Genomic DNA, 16,565 nt, shown 5'->3' with positions numbered 1-16,565 from the left:
CGATGATTGAGAGCGCGCATTATAGGCGCCAATCCCCTCATCACCGGGCATGCCAGACAGCAAAAACCGGCCTCGCGGGCCGGTTTTCAGAGAACTTTCATGTTCTTAAGAGTTTTTAACAATTTGCCTGATTTCTTTCACAGACTTGCCGCAGGCACACCACTGTGGAAGCGGAACTCGATATCCGGGGACTCGATCAGTTCCTGCTCGGCGGCACGCACCTTGTCGATCACCTGTGCAATGTCCTTGGCGTCGCCGTACTGGTAGGCCAGTTTCAGGTAACCCTGAAAATGCCGCGCTTCGCTCTTCAGCAGGCCGAAGTAGAACTTTCCCAGTTCTTCATCCAGATGGGGCACCAACGCTTCGAAACGCTCGCAGCTGCGCGCCTCGATAAACGCCCCGACCACCAGCGTGTCGACCAGTTTGACCGGCTCGTGGCTGCGCACCACTTTGCGCAAACCCGAGGCGTAACGACCGGCGGACAATTGGCGCAGTTCGATCTTGCGTTTTTTCATCAGGCGCATGACTTGCTCGTGATGCACCAGCTCTTCCCGGGCCAGGCGTGACATCAAATTGATCAGGTCGACATGCGAATGGTACTTGGCAATCAGGCTGAGCGCGGTACTGGCAGCCTTGAACTCGCAGTTCTTGTGGTCGATCAGCAGGGTTTCCTGATCGGCCAATGCGGCTTGAACCCAGCCATCGGGCGTGCGGCAGCCAAGGAATTCGTGAATTTCAGGAAGGATCATTGGCTCACTTCCGACAGTTCAACAGGACCATTGGGCAGGACGGCGACGATTTCAGGGTTCAGTAACATGAGGCTCACGGGCAATAGGTTCACAGCGAAGGGGGCCGATTATACGTGCCTGCCGGCAGACCACCAGTCGCCAGACTTGATATGCATCAAGACCCGAGTTCACGACCAGCAACTATAGTTGTGCAACGACGTGTTTTTCATTCATCGGAGATTCCGACCATGCAAGCCATCCGCAGCATCCTGGTGGTCATCGAACCCTTGCCCGAGGAGAGTCTGGCCCTCAAGCGCGCCAAGATGATCGCCGGGGTGACTCAGGCGCATCTGCACTTGCTGATCTGCGATAAAGAGCATGATCACTCGGCGCTGTTGAGTGTGCTCAAAGCCAGCCTGCAGGAAGACGGCCACAGTGTCACCACCGAGCAAGCCTGGAACAAAAGCCTGCATGAAACCATCATCGATGTGCAGCAGGCCGAGGGTTGCGGGCTGGTGATCAAGCAACACTTCCCGGACAACCCGCTGAAGAAAGCCCTGCTGACCCCAGCGGACTGGAAACTGCTGCGCCAGTGCCCGAGCCCGGTGTTACTGGTGAAGACCTCGAAACCCTGGACCGGCGGGACGATTCTGGCGGCCATCGACGTGGGCAACAACGACCCCGAGCACCGCGTGCTGCATGCGAGCATCGTCGATCATGGCTTCGACATCGCTCACCTGGCCAAGGCCCATCTGCACGTCATCAGCGCCCATCCGTCGCCCATGCTCTCGGCGGCCGACCCGGTGTTCCAGCTCAAGGAAACTATCGAGGCCCGTTACCGCGAAGCGTGCAAGGCGTTCCAGGCCGAGTTCGACATCGACGATGATCACCTGCATATCGAAGAAGGTCCTGCCGATGTGCTGATTCCCTACATCGCGCATAAATTGCAGGCGTCGGTGACGGTCATCGGCACTGTGGCGCGTACCGGGTTCTCGGGGGCCTTGATCGGAAACACCGCGGAAGTGGTGCTCGATTCGCTGGAAAGCGATGTGCTGGTGCTCAAGCCACAGGAAATCATGGATCACCTGGAAGAACTGGTGACCAGCGGCAAGTAAGCGCAACCGGTCGCCGTTCCTGCGCAGGATCACCATCCTGCGCAGGAGTCGGCAATCGAAGCCAGTCAGCACATCAGCTCAACATCAACCCTCTGGACGCAACATCAACACCGCCAACGGCGGCAGATTCAGCACCAGCGACAAGGGTTGGCCGTGGCTGCCCTCCTCTTCGGTCATCACACCGCCGCCATTGCCATAGTTGGAGCCGGCGTAGATGCCCGCATCGCTGTTGAACACTTCATTCCAGCGCCCGCCAATGGGCACGCCAATCCGATACGCCGGACGCGGCACCGGTGTAAAGTTAGCCACTACCAGCACCGGCCGCCCTTCCTTGCTCCAACGCAGCCAGGCATAGACGCTGTTCATCGCGTCATCGCCGATCAGCCATTGGAAGCCCTGCGGCACATCGTCCTGATCGTGCAGCGCCGGCTCTTCGCGGTAGAGCTGGTTGAGGTCAGTCACCAGTTTTTGCACGCCGCGGTGTTCCGGGTATTGCAGCAAGTACCAATCCAGCTGCTGGTCGTGATTCCATTCGCGCCACTGGCCGAACTCACAGCCCATGAACAGCAGTTTTTTACCCGGGTGCCCCCACATGAAACTCAGGTAGGCACGCAAGTTGGCGAACTTCTGCCAGCGATCGCCGGGCATCTTGTCGATCAGCGAGTGTTTGCCGTGGACCACTTCGTCGTGGGAAATCGGCAGGATGAAGCGTTCGGACCAGGCGTAAACCAGGCCAAAGCTCAGTTCGTTGTGATGATGGGCGCGGTAGACCGGGTCCTGCTGAATGTAATGCAGCGAATCGTGCATCCAGCCCATGTTCCATTTGTAGTCGAACCCTAACCCGCCATGCTGCGTGCCCTGGCTGACACCCGGCCAGGCCGTCGACTCCTCGGCAATCACCAGCGCACCGGGGGCTTCGAGGTCGATCACATCGTTGAGATGGCGGACAAAATCGATGGCTTCGAGGTTCTCCCGACCGCCATGGCGATTGGGTACCCACTCGCCGGCCTTGCGTGAATAGTCGCGATACAGCATCGAAGCCACTGCATCGACCCGCAGCCCATCGACGTGAAAATGCTTGAGCCAGTGCAACGCCGACGCCAGCATGAAGCCATGTACTTCGGTGCGTCCGAGGTTGTAAATCAGCGTGTCCCAGTCCTGGTGAAAACCTTCGAGCGGGTTGCCGTACTCGTACAGCGCGGTGCCGTCGAACTGCGCGAGGCCATGGGTATCGGTGGGAAAATGCGCCGGCACCCAATCGAGGATCACACCGATATCGGCCAGGTGGCAGGCGTTGACGAACGCGGCAAAGTCACTGGGCGAGCCGTAACGGGCGCTCGGGGCGAATTGCGATAATGGCTGATACCCCCAGGAACCGCCGAACGGGTGCTCCATGATCGGCATCAGTTCAATATGGGTGAAGCCGAGTTTCTGCACATAAGGGATCAGATGCTCGGCCAGCTCGCCCCAATGGTATTGGCGCGCCACTTCACCGACGTCATCCACTTCGCACTGCCAGGAACCGGCATGCAGCTCATAGATCGACAGCGGCGCGCTCGGCCGGTGGCGCTCGCCGCGTGTCTGCATCCAGTCCTGATCCTGCCATTCGATATGCAACGGTGAGGCGACTTTCGAGGCTGTGTCAGGCGGTAGCTGTGTCGCCAGTGCCACGGGGTCAGCCTTCAGCGGCAGAATCCCGTGGGCACCGAGAATTTCGTACTTGTACGCTTCACCGGCCTGCAAGCGCGGAACAAACAGCTCCCAGACCCCGGACGGATGACGCAGCCGCATCGGGTGACGACGACCATCCCAGACGTTGAAATCGCCGACCACCGAGACCCGCCGGGCATTCGGCGCCCACACGGCAAAACGCACGCCGTCGACACCCTCGACGTTCTTCAGCTGCGCCCCCAGACACGCACTGAGGTCCCGGTGATTACCCTCGGCGAACAGATACAAATCCATCTCGCCCAACAACGGACCGAAGCTGTAAGGGTCCTCTGCGGTCTGCTCGCCACCCGCCCATCGGGTACGCAACAGATAAGCCTGCGCCCGGTCGAAATGCCCGACGAACAACCCCGGCACTTCGGTCGGGTTCAAGCTGCCGAGTTCTTCGCCGGAGTCACGGGCGATCACCTGCACGCTCAAGGCGTCCGGCAGGTAGGCACGAATGAACTGACCGCCGGCCCCATCTGCATGGGGTCCGAGTATCGCAAAGGGATCCTGATGCTCGGCGCGCACCAGCGCCTCAATGTCTCGCGCCGCTGGCAGCAGCGCTTCTTTCACCTGTCCCTGCTCCCTCAATGATGGCTCCGTCATGACTGCTCTCCACTCACATAGGAAAAGGGTTTGAGTCCACTCAACAACCCGTATAAACCGTGCAATGGCACAGGCAACCAGGCAGGACGATTTTCCGCTTCATACCCCACTTCATAGGCCGCCTTCTCCAGGCAGAACAACGCCAGTGCAGCGTCTTCGGCTGCAGGATCCTGCCAAGCATGAGCAAGACTAGCTGCTGCCTGCCGATACGCCTGAACAAACGTTGCGGTGGCCTCACGCAAATAACGCTCCGTCACCCGTTGACGTGCTGCCAGCGTCTGCGCGGTGACTTCAACCCCTTGCCCATCCAGGGCCATCGCCGCTGCGTAATCGAACGAACGCAGCACGCCGCTGACATCCTTGTACGGACTGTGCTTGCCTCTTCGCTCATGCAATGGCCGCGCCGGTTCCCCCTCGAAATCGATCAGGTAGGCATCACCCTTGATCACCAGCACCTGGCCCAGGTGCAGATCACCGTGGACACGCATCTGCAAACCACCCACCGCTTTTGCCGCCAGCTCCTGAATGTGCCTGAGGATGGCTCTCTTCTGCTCCTGCAAACGCACCACCAACACCTGGTCCTCCGGGCTCAGCCGGGCCTGATGCTGTTTGAGCAACTGCAAGGCGTGCTCCAGCTGTGCAGCAATCGCTTTCGCCAATGCCTGCTGATCCTTGTGCGTACTGACCCGCGAACCAAACGCCGGGTTGTCACCGGGCGCGGCCAGTATCTGGTGCATTTCCCCGAGCCGCTGACCGAGCATGCCAGCGAAATCTTTCAATTCACCGAGCGCGTTGTAGTGCTGTTCCTGCTCGGAGATGGCCTCGGCCAACTCATCGCGAATCGCCCGCTCAAGGTTGTTCTGGGTCCATTCCCAGGCATCGCCCTGATTGCTCAGATACCCTTGGGCGATCATCAGCAGAGTGTCTTCACCTTGCCTATCACGGCGAATCACCGAGCCGAGCAGCGGTGAAATATGCTTGAACCCGGCGGACGTCAGGTATGCGCCCATCTCCAGCTCCGGATGCACGCCGCTGGCGACCTTGCGGATCAGCTTGAGCACCACGCTGCCGCCAATCACCGCGGAGCTGTTGGATTGCTCGGCCGACAAGTAGCGCACATCGCAGTCAGCCTGCAGATTGAGGTCCGCCAGCCCGGCGCTCGGTTCGAAACGAATTTCGCCGTCACTGGCGTCCAGCACCGTGTACGCCTGCATCGCCTGGATCACCGCTCGAACGAAGCTGTCGAGACTGAACGCGTCCGTCACCAAGCCCACTTGCCGCCCGCGCCGAACTCGCGCCAACGCCAGTTGCTGCGGCAATGCGGCGCCCACCTGGTCTTCGGCGAGAAACCCGAACGGCAGTTGGTAACGGCTGGTCTGACCGTCGTTGACCACCTCGATTTCGCTGAACAGCACCGGATGCAGCGGATCACCAAAACGCACACCGTAGGCAATGTGCACCGTTTCGATACGGGAGTCCTTGCCGGCGAACCAACGTCGATTGTGCAACCAGCTCGGCAGCGCACTTTGCTCCAGAATGGTGCGCGATGGCGCCTCGAGCAGCTCTTCCATGCGCTTTTTTAGTACCAGAGTGGTGAAGTCCGGCAAGCTTTGCGCAGGCTCGACGTGCCAGCTCGGCATCTGGTTTTCCGCTGCCAGCACAAACCAGTAAAAGCCGTACGGCGCCAGGGTCAGCAGAAAGTTGAGCTGGCCAATCGGCGGGAAAGCATTGCCGCCGAGCATTTCCACGGGAACCATGCCAGCGAAGGCCGAAAGGTCCAGCTCAGCCGCCTGGGCACTGCGCGAGACGTTGGCTACGCACAGGATGATTTCGTGTTTGCCGTCATCACCGGTGTATTCACGGGTATACGCCAGAATCCGCCGGTTGCTCGGCGAGAGCATTTTCAAGCTGCCCCGACCGAAGGCCTTGGACTGCTTGCGGATCGCCAGCATGCGCCGGGTCCAGTTCAGCAATGAATGCGGATCGCCGGCCTGGGTTTCGACGTTCACCGACAAGTAACCGTAGAGCGGGTCCATGATCGGCGGCAGCACCAGGCTCGCCGGGTCGGCGCGGGAAAACCCGCCATTACGGTCGATCGACCACTGCATCGGCGTGCGCACGCCATCGCGGTCGCCGAGATAGATATTGTCGCCCATGCCGATTTCGTCGCCGTAGTACAGCGTCGGCGTCCCGGGCATCGACAGCAGCAGGCTGTTGAGCAGCTCGACGCGGCGCCGGTCTCGCTCCATCAGCGGTGCCAGGCGTCGACGAATGCCGAGGTTGATCCGCGCGCGGCGGTCAGCCGCGTAGTAGTTCCACAGGTAATCGCGCTCCTTGTCGGTGACCATCTCCAGGGTCAGCTCATCATGGTTGCGCAGGAAAATCGCCCATTGGCAGTTGGCCGGAATCTCCGGCGTCTGGCGCAGGATATCGGTGATCGGAAAACGGTCTTCCTGGGCCAGCGCCATGTACATGCGCGGCATCAGCGGGAAGTGAAAGGCCATGTGGCATTCGTCGCCGTTATCGCCATGAACATCACCGAAATACAACTGAGTGTCTTCCGGCCACTGGTTGGCTTCGGCCAGCAGCATGCGGTCCGGGTAATGGGCGTCGATCTCGGCGCGAATCTGCTTGAGCACCGCATGGGTCTCGGGCAGGTTCTCGTTGTTGGTGCCGTCGCGCTCGATCAGATAGGGAATCGCATCCAGGCGCAGGCCGTCGATGCCCAGGTCCAGCCAGTAGCGCATCACCGAGAGCACGGCTTTCATGACCTGCGGGTTATCAAAGTTCAAGTCCGGTTGGTGCGAATAAAAACGGTGCCAGAAGTATTGGCCGGCCACCGGGTCCCAGGTCCAGTTGGACTTTTCGGTGTCGAGAAAAATGATCCGCGTGCCGTCGTACTTTTGATCGTCATCGGACCAGACATAAAAGTCCCGCGCAGCCGAGCCTGGCTTGGCCTTGCGCGCCCGTTGAAACCAGGGATGTTGATCGGAGGTGTGGTTGATGACCAGTTCGGTGATCACCCGCAAGCCTCGATTGTGAGCCTCGGCGATAAAGCGCTTGGCGTCGGTGAGCGTTCCGTAGTCGCGGTGTACGCCACGGTATTCGGCAATGTCGTAGCCATCGTCGCGGCGTGGCGAGGGGTAAAACGGCAGCAACCAGATGGTGTTGACGCCCAGCTCGGCGATGTAATCCAGTTTGGCGATCAAACCGGGAAAGTCGCCGATTCCGTCGTTGTTGGAGTCGAAATAAGACTTTACGTGGACCTGATAAATCACCGCATCCTTGTACCAGAGCGGGTCATTGCTGAAGGTGGCTGACCTGGGTTTCTTCGCCATTGGAAACTCCTGCTCGATTCGATGAGGCATTTCTGTGGCGAGGGGGCTTGCCCCCGTTGGGCTGCGAAGCAGACCCCGGTCCAGAGAGCCCATTTTTCAGGCACACCGCGTGCGCAGACTTTACGACTGCTACGCAGCCGGGCGGGGGCAAGCCCCCTCGCCACAAAAAACTGCATCAACTTCAAGTTGCCGTAATCCGCCATATCCCGAACGGCTGGTTCCACGGCTCGATGCGCATCCATTGAGTCTTGCCGTGCCAGTCCCAGCGGTGGCCGTTCATCAGGTCTTCACCCTGGGTCACCGCGTCGTCGGGCAAGCCCATCTCCCACAGTGGCAATTCGAAGTGCGCTTCCTGGGCGTTGAACGGGTCGAGGCTGACCGCCACCAGAATAAAATTGCTGCCATCGGCCGTGCGTTTACCGAAGTACAGAATGTTGTCGTTCCACACGTTGTAGACCTGCAGGCCCAAATGGCTGTGCAAGGCCGGGTTTTGCCGGCGAATACGGTTGAGCTGGGCGATCTCGGCGATGATGTTGCCCGGCGCAGTGAAGTCCCGGACACGGATTTCATACTTCTCGGAATCGAGGTATTCCTCCTTGCCCGGCACTGGCGCCGACTCGCACAATTCAAACCCCGAATACATGCCCCACAGGCCCGAACCCATGGTCGCCAGCGCAGCCCGGATCAGAAAGCCGGCGCGGCCCGACTCATGGAGAAAGCCTGGGTTGATGTCGGGCGTATTGACGAAAAAGTTGGGCCGGAAGCACTCGCGCCAGGGCGACTGGTTCAGCTCGGTGAGGTACGTCACCAATTCGTGCTTGGTGTTACGCCAGGTGAAGTAGGTGTAGCTCTGGGAGTAACCGACCTTGCCCAGGCGCGCCATCATCGCCGGGGTGGTAAAGGCCTCGGCCAGGAAGATCACCTCGGGATACAACGCCCGCACATCGCCGATCAGCCACTGCCAGAACGGCAAGGGTTTGGTGTGCGGATTGTCGACCCGGAAGATCTTCACGCCCTCCTCGACCCAGCCGACCACAATGTCCCGCAGCTCCAGCCACAGGCTGGGAATCGCCTCGCTGGCGTAGAAGTCGACGTTGACGATGTCCTGGTATTTCTTCGGCGGGTTTTCGGCGTATTTGATGGTGCCGTCCGGCCGCCAGTTGAACCAGCCCGGATGCTGCTTCAGCCACGGATGGTCCTGGGAGCATTGAATCGCGAAATCCAAAGCGATCTCCAGCCCGTGCGCGGCGGCGGCCTTGACCAGACGACGGAAGTCCTCGCGACTGCCCAACTGCGGGTGAATCGCCTCATGCCCCCCCTCGATACCGCCGATGGCGTACGGGCTGCCGTGGTCATCAGGGCCGGCAGTCAGGGCATTATTGGGACCTTTGCGATAGCTGCGACCAATCGGGTGGATCGGCGGAAAGTACAACACGTCAAAGCCCATGTCCTGGATCATCGCCAGACGTGAATGCACATCGTTGAACGTACCGTGGCGATCCGGATCATCGGTGATCGAGCGGGGAAACAACTCATACCAACTGGCGAACTGCGCACGTTCACGCTCGACGTCCAGCGGATACTCCGGACTCAGGCTGAGGTAGGGACGCAGATCGGCCTCGGCCATCAGCCCGGCACTGCGCGGGTGCAGAAACAGCGCGACTTGCTCGGTTTCAAGCAGCCCGGCCAGCTCATGGTGCAGCGCCGTAAGTTTCTTGCTCAACGGACCGTCACTGCGCTCCGCCGCCTGCAGCACCTGGATGCGCCCTTCCTGCAGTTCCAGGCTGACCGGCACACCCGCTGTGTGTTTCTTTTCCAGTTCATGACAGAAACTGGCGAACTGATCGATCCAGGCCTCGATACAAAACCGATACCTTCCTGGCATTGCGACGCTGAACTGCCCCTGCCAGGTGTTATTACCGAGATCGGTCATGACTTCGCTTTGCCAGATCGAGTCAGCCTCGACACGCCAACGCACGCGCACCGCAAGCACGTCGTGACCGTCAGCGAAAACCTTGCTAGTCACCTTTACAGCCTGGCGCTCAATAGCCTTGGCCGCGAACTGGCCGCCATCGATCACAGGCATGGTGTTTTCGATAATAATCCGCGGCAGCAGCAAGGCCTGCGACAGTGGCAGTTGCGGGTTGTACTGCAGCTCCGTCGGTTTTTCAGTCGTCATCGAGCCTGGCCCCTTACGCCCCATGGACGCTCCTGTGCTTGATCGTGTGCTGCTTGCATGACGCTACTTAGGTTCCGAGCGCCGGGCGCTGCTAAAAGTTCAGATCCTTTCACTTTAGCCACGCTCCATGACCACTAATCGGTTACACAGAACGATGAGCAAGACCTGTGCCCTAACCTTTAGATCCCGCAGAAAAGGGTGACCCCCATGACCATGCGAATCGAAAACCAGGTCTGCTTCTTCATTACCGAGAATGGCGAAGAGATTCGCCTCGCTGCCGATGTGACCATCATTACCGACGCGGACAAAGCCATGTCGGCGGTGGACCTCGATGGCCAGCGTTTCTACATCACCGAAGCAGAAGCCGACGCATTAACCGTAGCAGGTGCCACCGATGGTCGCCGGCACCTGATGGTCACCAGCAGTGATTCGGTGATTTGACTGACGCAGATCACAGACCGCCGCAGACACCTGTGACAGGCACTGTCGCCGCGCCTGCCGGGGTGCATCAAGTTGTCGCAGGGGCGGATCAAGAACTCATCTGATCCGCTTTTTAATCCAATACCTGAGTCTGTTATGCAAACAGTTCGGTGGTCATAGTTGATCGGCCTGATGGAGGCTGATGAGCGAAAGACCATGAGCGATAGAATCCCCGTCCGATTAGTAGAGACATTCGAGCCTTCGCGTCCAAAGATGAAGGCCAAATCCAGCGACAACCAGATTCACACCCGCAGCTTCACCGGTTTGTTCCGCACCTTGCGCCTGAGCGGCGCGGGGTTTCTGTTCCTGGCGTTTTTCGGCACTGTTTGGCTGAACTGGGGCGGCCGGCAGGCGGTGCTCTGGGACTTGTCGGAAAGCAAATTCCACATCTTCGGCGCGACCTTCTGGCCGCAGGATTTCATCCTGCTCTCGGCGCTGCTGATCATCTGCGCCTTCGGCCTGTTCGCAATCACCGTGTTCGCCGGACGAGTCTGGTGTGGCTACACCTGCCCGCAGAGCTCCTTCACCTGGCTGTTCATGTGGTGCGAAAAGGTCACCGAGGGCGAGCGCAATCAGCGGATCAAACTGCAAGCCGCCCCCTGGGGCCTGAACAAACTGCTGCGTCGTTCGGCCAAACACACGATGTGGCTGGCCATCAGTGTGCTGACGGGGCTGACGTTTGTCGGCTACTTCACGCCGATTCGCCCACTGGCCAATGAGCTGCTGACCCTGCAAATGGGCGGCGTCAGTCTGTTTTGGGTGCTGTTCTTCACCGGCGCGACCTACATCAACGCCGGTTGGCTGCGAGAAGCGGTGTGCATGCATATGTGTCCGTATGCACGGTTCCAGAGCGTGATGTTCGACAAAGACACGCTGACCATCTCCTACGACGCCGCCCGTGGCGAAAGCCGTGGCCCGCGCAAACGCGAGGTGAAGCCTGCCGACGCGGGTCTGGGCGATTGCATCGACTGTCACCTGTGCGTGCAGGTCTGCCCGACCGGCATCGACATTCGCGACGGCTTGCAGATGGAGTGCATTGGTTGCGCGGCATGTATCGACGCCTGCGATTCGATCATGGACAAAATGGGCTATGCCCGTGGCCTGATCAGCTACACCTCCGAGCATGAGTTGCAAGGTGGCAAGACGCACTTGCTCAGGCCTCGGTTGATCGGCTACACCGCGGTGCTGGTGGTAATGATTGGTGCACTGACGCTGGCGCTGATGGAGCGGTCGATGGTATCGCTGGACGTCAGCAAGGACCGTGGCCTGTTTCGCGAAAACAGCCTGGGGCAGATCGAAAACATCTACAGCCTCAAAGTCATCAACAAAACCCAGCAGCGGCAGGACTATCGCTTGTCTCTGCTGGACGGCGACGGCTTCCAGTTGCAGGGCAAGACCGAGTTGAGCCTGGCGCCGGGAGAAATTGTCGATGTGCCTGTTTCAGTGGCCATGACCACCGACAAGCCAAGCAGCAGCTCGCAGACGATCAGCTTCAAGATCACTGACAGCGATGAACCTTCGGTGAACAGCGTGGCACAGAGCCGTTTTGTTGCACCGTTGAATCGTTGAGCCTTTAAACTGCCAACCCTGTGGCGAGCGGGCTTGCCCGCGCTGGGGCGCAAAGCGCCCCCAAGTCAGGCACCGCGGCGTGTCAGGTAGAACACGCACACAGGTTTACGACTGCTGCGCAGCCGAACGGGGGCAAGCCCCCTCACCACAGGATCTGCGCCGCCTGTTTTCCGTCAAATCCGGGTCCTAGATGAAACGCTACGAAAAATTCGCTGACGACATTGCTGAACTGATCCGCTCCGGGGTGCTCGGCCCAGGCCAGCGTGTACCCTCGGTGCGTTACGCCAGCCAGACTTACGGGGTCAGCCCGTCCACAGTGTTTCAGGCTTATTACCTGCTGGAGCGTCGCGGGCTGATCCGCGCCCGGCCGCGCTCCGGCTACTTCGTCAACACCCACGCGCCGAGCCCGTTCTCGGAGCCGGTGATCAGCAGCCAGGTCAACGAATCCACCGAAGTCGATGTCAGCGAACTGGTGTTCTCGGTACTCGACTCGATCAAGGACCCGAACACCGTACCCTTCGGCTCGGCCTTCCCGAGCCCGACGCTGTTTCCACTGCAACGCCTGTCACGCTCACTGGCCAGTGCCGCCCGGGAAATGGACCCACGCATGGTGGTGACCGACATGTCGCCGGGCAATCCGCAATTGCGTCGGCAAATCGCCCTGCGCTACATGGTCGGCGGCCTGATGCTGCCCATGGAAGAACTGCTGATCACCAACGGCGCGCTCGAAGCGCTGAACCTGTGCCTGCAAGCGGTCACCGAACCCGGCGACCTGGTGGCCATCGAAGCCCCGGCGTTCTATGCCAGCCTGCAAGTGCTTGAGCGACTCAAACTCAAAGCCGTGGAAATTCCCGTGCACCCGCGCGACGGCATCGACCTCGGCGTGTTGGCGCAAACCCTCGAGCGCCATCCGATCAAAGCATGCTGGTGCATGACCAGTTTCCAGAACCCCATGGGCGCAACCATGCCCGAGGCCAAGAAACAGGAACTGGTCGAGTTGTTGCGCAGCCATCAGGTGCCGCTGATCGAGGACGATGTCTACGCCGAGCTCTATTACGGCCAGCAGGCACCGAAACCGGCCAAAGCCTTCGACACCGAAGGGCTGGTGATGCACTGCGGGTCCTTCGCCAAGAGCCTCGCGCCCGGTTACCGCATCGGTTGGGTCGCCGCCGGGCGTTATGCGCAAAAAATCGAACGGCTGAAACTGATGACTTCGCTCTGCGCCTCGATGCCGGCCCAGGCGGCAATCGCCGATTACCTGCAACACGGCGGCTACGACCGCCACCTGCGCAAACTGCGCTACGCCCTCGAAGAACAGCAAAGCGCCATGCTCGCGGCCATCGCCCGCTACTTCCCGGCCCAGACCCGCGTCAGCCAGCCGGCCGGCGGCTACTTCCTGTGGCTGGAATTGCCTTCGCAGATGGATTCGTTAAAGTTGTTCCAGATGGCGTTGGCCCAAGGCATCAGCATTGCGCCGGGACCGATCTTTTCACCGACCCAGCGCTTCAGGAATTGTATTCGCTTGAACTACGGCAGCCCGTGGACCGAGGATACCGAAAAGGCCATGGAGACCTTAGGCAGGATTGTGCGATCTTTTTAACGCCCGCCACCCAAATCAACAAAGGTCCCGGTCGCATAAGAAGCCTTGTCCGACAGCAGCCAGATAATCGCCTCCGCCACTTCATCCGGGCGGCCGCCGCGGGCCATGGGAATGCCCGATTCAAGCTTGCTGACCCGATCCGGGTCACCGCTCAGGGCATGGAAGTCGGTGTAGATGTAGCCGGGACGCACGGCATTGACGCGGATGCCTTCGCCGGCGACTTCCTTGGACAGGCCGACGGTGAACGTATCCAGCGCACCCTTGGAGGCTGCGTAGTCGACGTATTCTCCCGGCGAACCGAGGCGCGAGGCGACCGAGGAGACGTTGACGATGCTGCCGCCCTGCCCGCCGTGTCTGGGTGACATGCGCAGCAGTGCATGCTTGGCGCAGAGAATCGGCGCCAGGACATTGGTTTTCAGGACTTTCAGAATGCGGAATTCGGACATTTCATCGACCCGCGACTTTTGTCCGACGGTGCCGGCGTTGTTCACCAGTGCGGTGACTCGGCCCAGCTCGGTGTCGACGCGATGGAACAGGCTGATCACTTCATCTTCGATGCTGACGTCAGCGCGCACCGCAATCGCCTGGGCGCCGAGCGCGCGGACTTGCTCGAGGACCTGTTGCGCAGCCTGCTCATCGGCCTGGTAGTTGATGCAGATTCGATAGCCCTGCTCAGCCGCCAGGAGCGCTGTAGCAGCGCCGATACCGCGACTGCCGCCAGTGATAACGATGACTTTGTCCATGCTCAATCCCCCCATTCGAACCCAAAGCCTTGCGCCGCAAGAATAACCGCCAACGCCGGGTTTTGCATGGCCTGTCACTGCCACTGTGGCGAGGGAGCTTGCTCCCGCTGGAGTGCGCAGCGCTCCTGACCTCCACCACGGCAAGCCAGGTTTACGACTGCTTCGCCCGAACGCGGACCGGCCGACGGGAGCAAGCTCCCTCGCCACAGAGGTCAATCAACCCGTCACCAATTGCTCGGCCCGGTGTATATCGACCATGAACCTGTCGGCCGGTAACGGGTGGCCGAGCAGGTAGCCCTGCAAGGAATCACAGCCTAGCTGAGTCAGGAAGTCCTGTTGCACATCGGTTTCCACGCCTTCGGCGACGATGCGCAAACCCAGCGCCTGCCCAAGGGCGACGATGGCCGAGACGATCGCCGCGTCATCGCTGTCGCGCTCAAGGTCACGGACAAAACCACGGTCGATCTTCAGCTCATTGGCCGGCAGGCGCTTGAGGTACATCAAGCTCGAGTAACCGGTACCGAAGTCGTCGATGGACAGGTCGACGCCCATTTCCGACAGTTGCTGGAGCACCGTCATGCTCGCGTCGGCATCGCTCATGGCGGTGGTTTCGGTGATTTCCAGGGTCAGGCTGTTAGCCGGCAAACGGTGAGTGGCCAAGGCTTTGGCGACGCTTTGAACCAGCCCGGCATGACAGAACTGCAACGCCGAGAGATTCACTGCAATACGCCAATGGGTGTAACCCTGGCTGCGCCAGAGGCTCATTTGCCGGCACGCTTCGTTGAGCACCCAGTCGCCGATCGGAATGATCAACCCGGTTTTCTCCGCCAGTTCGATGAACTTGTCCGGCAGCAGCATGCCCAGGGTCGGGTGTTCCCAGCGCAGCAAGGCTTCGGCACCGACCGGCCGACCATTGCTGGCGTCAAACTTGGGTTGGTAGTGCAGGCTGAATTGCTGTTGCTCAAGCGCATTACGCAAATCCTGAAGCATTTGCAGTTGCTTGCGGGCGTTGGTATTCATCGAGGCGTCGAAGAAGCTGTGGCCGTTCTTGCCCGCGCCCTTGGCGTGATACATCGCCGCGTCGGCGTTCATCAGCAGTTCTTGCGGGGTCTGTCCGTTGCCAGGGTATACGGCAATGCCAACACTGGCAGAGATCTGCAAATCGTGCTCGGCGACCCGGAATGCGCGCGAGATCAACCCCACCTGACGCGCCGCCAGGCGCAAGGCATCGTCAGGTTCGGCGAGCTGTACCAGCAACACGAATTCATCGCCGCCTATCCGCGCCAGCGTGTCCTGGCCGCGCAGGTCCTCGCGCAAACGTACGCCGACTTCGCGCAGCAACTGGTCGCCTATATGGTGACCAAAGGCATCGTTGACCGGTTTAAAACCATCGAGATCGATGAACATCAACGCAAAACAGCCGCCCTGCTCCTGCACCACATGCATGGCTTGATCGATGCGATCGGCCAGCAGTACACGGTTCGGCAACCCGGTCAGGGGGTCGTGCAATGCCAGCTGGGTGAGTTCGCGGTTGGCCAGGGTCAAGGAATTGGCCAACTCGGCGGTGCGTGCTTCCAGGCGTGCATCGAGGATCGACGTCAGCAGCGCGATGCTCAACACTGCCAGAGTGGTGACCAGCACCAGATTGTCCAGGCCCTTGCCACTCAAACCGTCGACTGTCGCGCCGCAATAGCTGCCCTCGGCAAACCGTGCGGCCGCCATCCCTGTGTAGTGCATACCGACAATTGCGATACCCATGATCACCGCGGCGCCGCCACGAACGAGGCGTACATACGGGGTGTTCTGGCGTAAACGAAAGGCAATCCACAATGCCGCGGCTGAAGCGCCGACCGCGATCACCAGCGAAGCACCAAACAATGTCGGATCGTAATCGATACCCGGCTGCATGCGCATGGCGGCCATGCCGGTGTAATGCATGCCGCTGATGCCCGCGCCCATGATCAATGCGCCAAACGCCAGTTGCCAGCCCGGCATACGCGGCTGGCTGACCAGCCACAGCGCGAACCCGCAGGACAGAATGGCGATCACCAGCGACAACGCGGTGATACCGATATCGTAGCCGAGGATGATCGGCAACCTGAATGCCAGCATGCCAATGAAGTGCATCGACCAGACGCCGATACCCATCGCCAACGCGCCACCCGCCGTCCAAAAATGAACTGCGCGGCCTTTGGCGGTTGCGATACGACCGGTCAGGTCCAGGGCGGTATAGGAGGCAAGAATCGCCACGCAAAGGGAGATCAGAACCAGCGCGGGGGAATAGCTACCGATGAGCATCAGAACTTCTCGTGACGCCCCCGCTGGACTGCATCCATGCTCGTTGGGGCAAAGTGCGCGATTGTACTGATTCCATCAACGAACGCACTCACAAAGTAACCAAAAGGCCATTAGCGCGACGGACAGTCTGAAACAAGGCAGAACATGCCCTTACAGAGCGTAAGGCTGACTGCAATTTGTGGCGAGGGAGCTTGCT

The 16,565-nt window shown here is 60.2% G+C and carries 10 protein-coding genes; 4 read left to right on the top strand and 6 right to left on the bottom strand.

All coding sequences use genetic code 11. The annotated features are described in order from the left end of the window. Positions 1–137: 137 nt before the first annotated feature. Positions 138–749 (bottom strand): tRNA-(ms[2]io[6]A)-hydroxylase, encoded by a 612-nt coding sequence (locus AO353_RS22955; RefSeq protein WP_054597031.1) that lies wholly within the window; start codon positions 747–749, stop codon positions 138–140. Between the two features lie 227 nt (positions 750–976). Between AO353_RS22955 and AO353_RS22950 the strand changes: the two genes are divergently transcribed. Next, positions 977–1,843 (top strand): universal stress protein, encoded by an 867-nt coding sequence (locus AO353_RS22950; protein WP_054597030.1) that lies wholly within the window; start codon positions 977–979, stop codon positions 1,841–1,843. 84 nt (positions 1,844–1,927) lie between these two features. On the opposite strand, the gene glgB is transcribed toward AO353_RS22950, so the two are convergent. The 3 genes from glgB to AO353_RS22935 all read right to left on the bottom strand — a co-directional run bounded on the left by glgB (position 1,928) and on the right by AO353_RS22935 (position 9,679). Then, positions 1,928–4,162 carry a 1,4-alpha-glucan branching protein GlgB gene (glgB, locus tag AO353_RS22945; protein WP_054597029.1) on the bottom strand — a complete coding sequence of 745 codons (2,235 nt, stop codon included), beginning with the start codon at positions 4,160–4,162 and terminating at the stop codon, positions 1,928–1,930. After that, positions 4,159–7,500, bottom strand: a complete 3,342-nt coding sequence (gene treS / locus AO353_RS22940; RefSeq protein ID WP_054597028.1) for a maltose alpha-D-glucosyltransferase — start codon at positions 7,498–7,500, stop codon at positions 4,159–4,161. The genes glgB and treS overlap by 4 nt, the downstream gene beginning before the upstream one ends. Before the next feature lie 181 nt (positions 7,501–7,681). Beyond that, positions 7,682–9,679 carry an alpha-1,4-glucan--maltose-1-phosphate maltosyltransferase gene (locus tag AO353_RS22935; RefSeq protein ID WP_054597027.1) on the bottom strand — a complete coding sequence of 666 codons (1,998 nt, stop codon included), beginning with the start codon at positions 9,677–9,679 and terminating at the stop codon, positions 7,682–7,684. Positions 9,680–9,886: 207 nt separating this feature from the next. Here AO353_RS22935 and AO353_RS22930 point away from each other — a divergent pair, with 207 nt between their 5' ends. From AO353_RS22930 to mapR, 3 genes are all read left to right on the top strand, one after another. Beyond that, a complete protein-coding gene (locus tag AO353_RS22930) occupies positions 9,887–10,120 on the top strand; it encodes a DUF3203 family protein (protein WP_054597026.1) in 234 nt (77 codons plus the stop codon). Between the two features lie 195 nt (positions 10,121–10,315). Continuing rightward, positions 10,316–11,728, top strand: a complete 1,413-nt coding sequence (ccoG, locus tag AO353_RS22925) for a cytochrome c oxidase accessory protein CcoG (RefSeq protein WP_054597025.1) — start codon at positions 10,316–10,318, stop codon at positions 11,726–11,728. A gap of 190 nt (positions 11,729–11,918) precedes the next feature. Next, entirely contained in the window at positions 11,919–13,328 is a 1,410-nt protein-coding gene (mapR, locus tag AO353_RS22920) for a GntR family transcriptional regulator MpaR (RefSeq protein ID WP_054597024.1), read from the top strand. Here mapR and AO353_RS22915 read toward each other — a convergent pair. Further along, positions 13,325–14,071 carry an SDR family oxidoreductase gene (locus AO353_RS22915; protein WP_054597023.1) on the bottom strand — a complete coding sequence of 249 codons (747 nt, stop codon included), beginning with the start codon at positions 14,069–14,071 and terminating at the stop codon, positions 13,325–13,327. The two genes, mapR and AO353_RS22915, sit on opposite strands and share 4 nt — an antisense overlap. A gap of 216 nt (positions 14,072–14,287) precedes the next feature. Further along, positions 14,288–16,369, bottom strand: coding sequence for a putative bifunctional diguanylate cyclase/phosphodiesterase (locus tag AO353_RS22910; RefSeq protein WP_054597022.1), 2,082 nt, complete (start codon positions 16,367–16,369; stop codon positions 14,288–14,290). Between the last annotated feature and the right edge of the window lie 196 nt (positions 16,370–16,565).

This window comes from Pseudomonas fluorescens, from assembly GCF_001307155.1.
GTDB classification, from domain to species: domain Bacteria; phylum Pseudomonadota; class Gammaproteobacteria; order Pseudomonadales; family Pseudomonadaceae; genus Aquipseudomonas; species Aquipseudomonas helvetica.
This window is presented reverse-complemented; position numbering and strand designations above follow the sequence as displayed.

Coding starts and splice junctions, on each gene's coding strand:
- treS (WP_054597028.1), bottom strand. CDS start 7,500: ATGGCGAAGAAACCCAGGTCAGCCACCTTCAGCAATGACCCGCTCTGG.
- mapR (WP_054597024.1), top strand. CDS start 11,919: ATGAAACGCTACGAAAAATTCGCTGACGACATTGCTGAACTGATCCGC.
- glgB (WP_054597029.1), bottom strand. CDS start 4,162: ATGACGGAGCCATCATTGAGGGAGCAGGGACAGGTGAAAGAAGCGCTG.
- AO353_RS22950 (WP_054597030.1), top strand. CDS start 977: ATGCAAGCCATCCGCAGCATCCTGGTGGTCATCGAACCCTTGCCCGAG.
- AO353_RS22930 (WP_054597026.1), top strand. CDS start 9,887: ATGACCATGCGAATCGAAAACCAGGTCTGCTTCTTCATTACCGAGAAT.
- AO353_RS22910 (WP_054597022.1), bottom strand. CDS start 16,369: ATGCTCATCGGTAGCTATTCCCCCGCGCTGGTTCTGATCTCCCTTTGC.
- AO353_RS22935 (WP_054597027.1), bottom strand. CDS start 9,679: ATGACGACTGAAAAACCGACGGAGCTGCAGTACAACCCGCAACTGCCA.
- ccoG (WP_054597025.1), top strand. CDS start 10,316: ATGAGCGATAGAATCCCCGTCCGATTAGTAGAGACATTCGAGCCTTCG.
- AO353_RS22955 (WP_054597031.1), bottom strand. CDS start 749: ATGATCCTTCCTGAAATTCACGAATTCCTTGGCTGCCGCACGCCCGAT.
- AO353_RS22915 (WP_054597023.1), bottom strand. CDS start 14,071: ATGGACAAAGTCATCGTTATCACTGGCGGCAGTCGCGGTATCGGCGCT.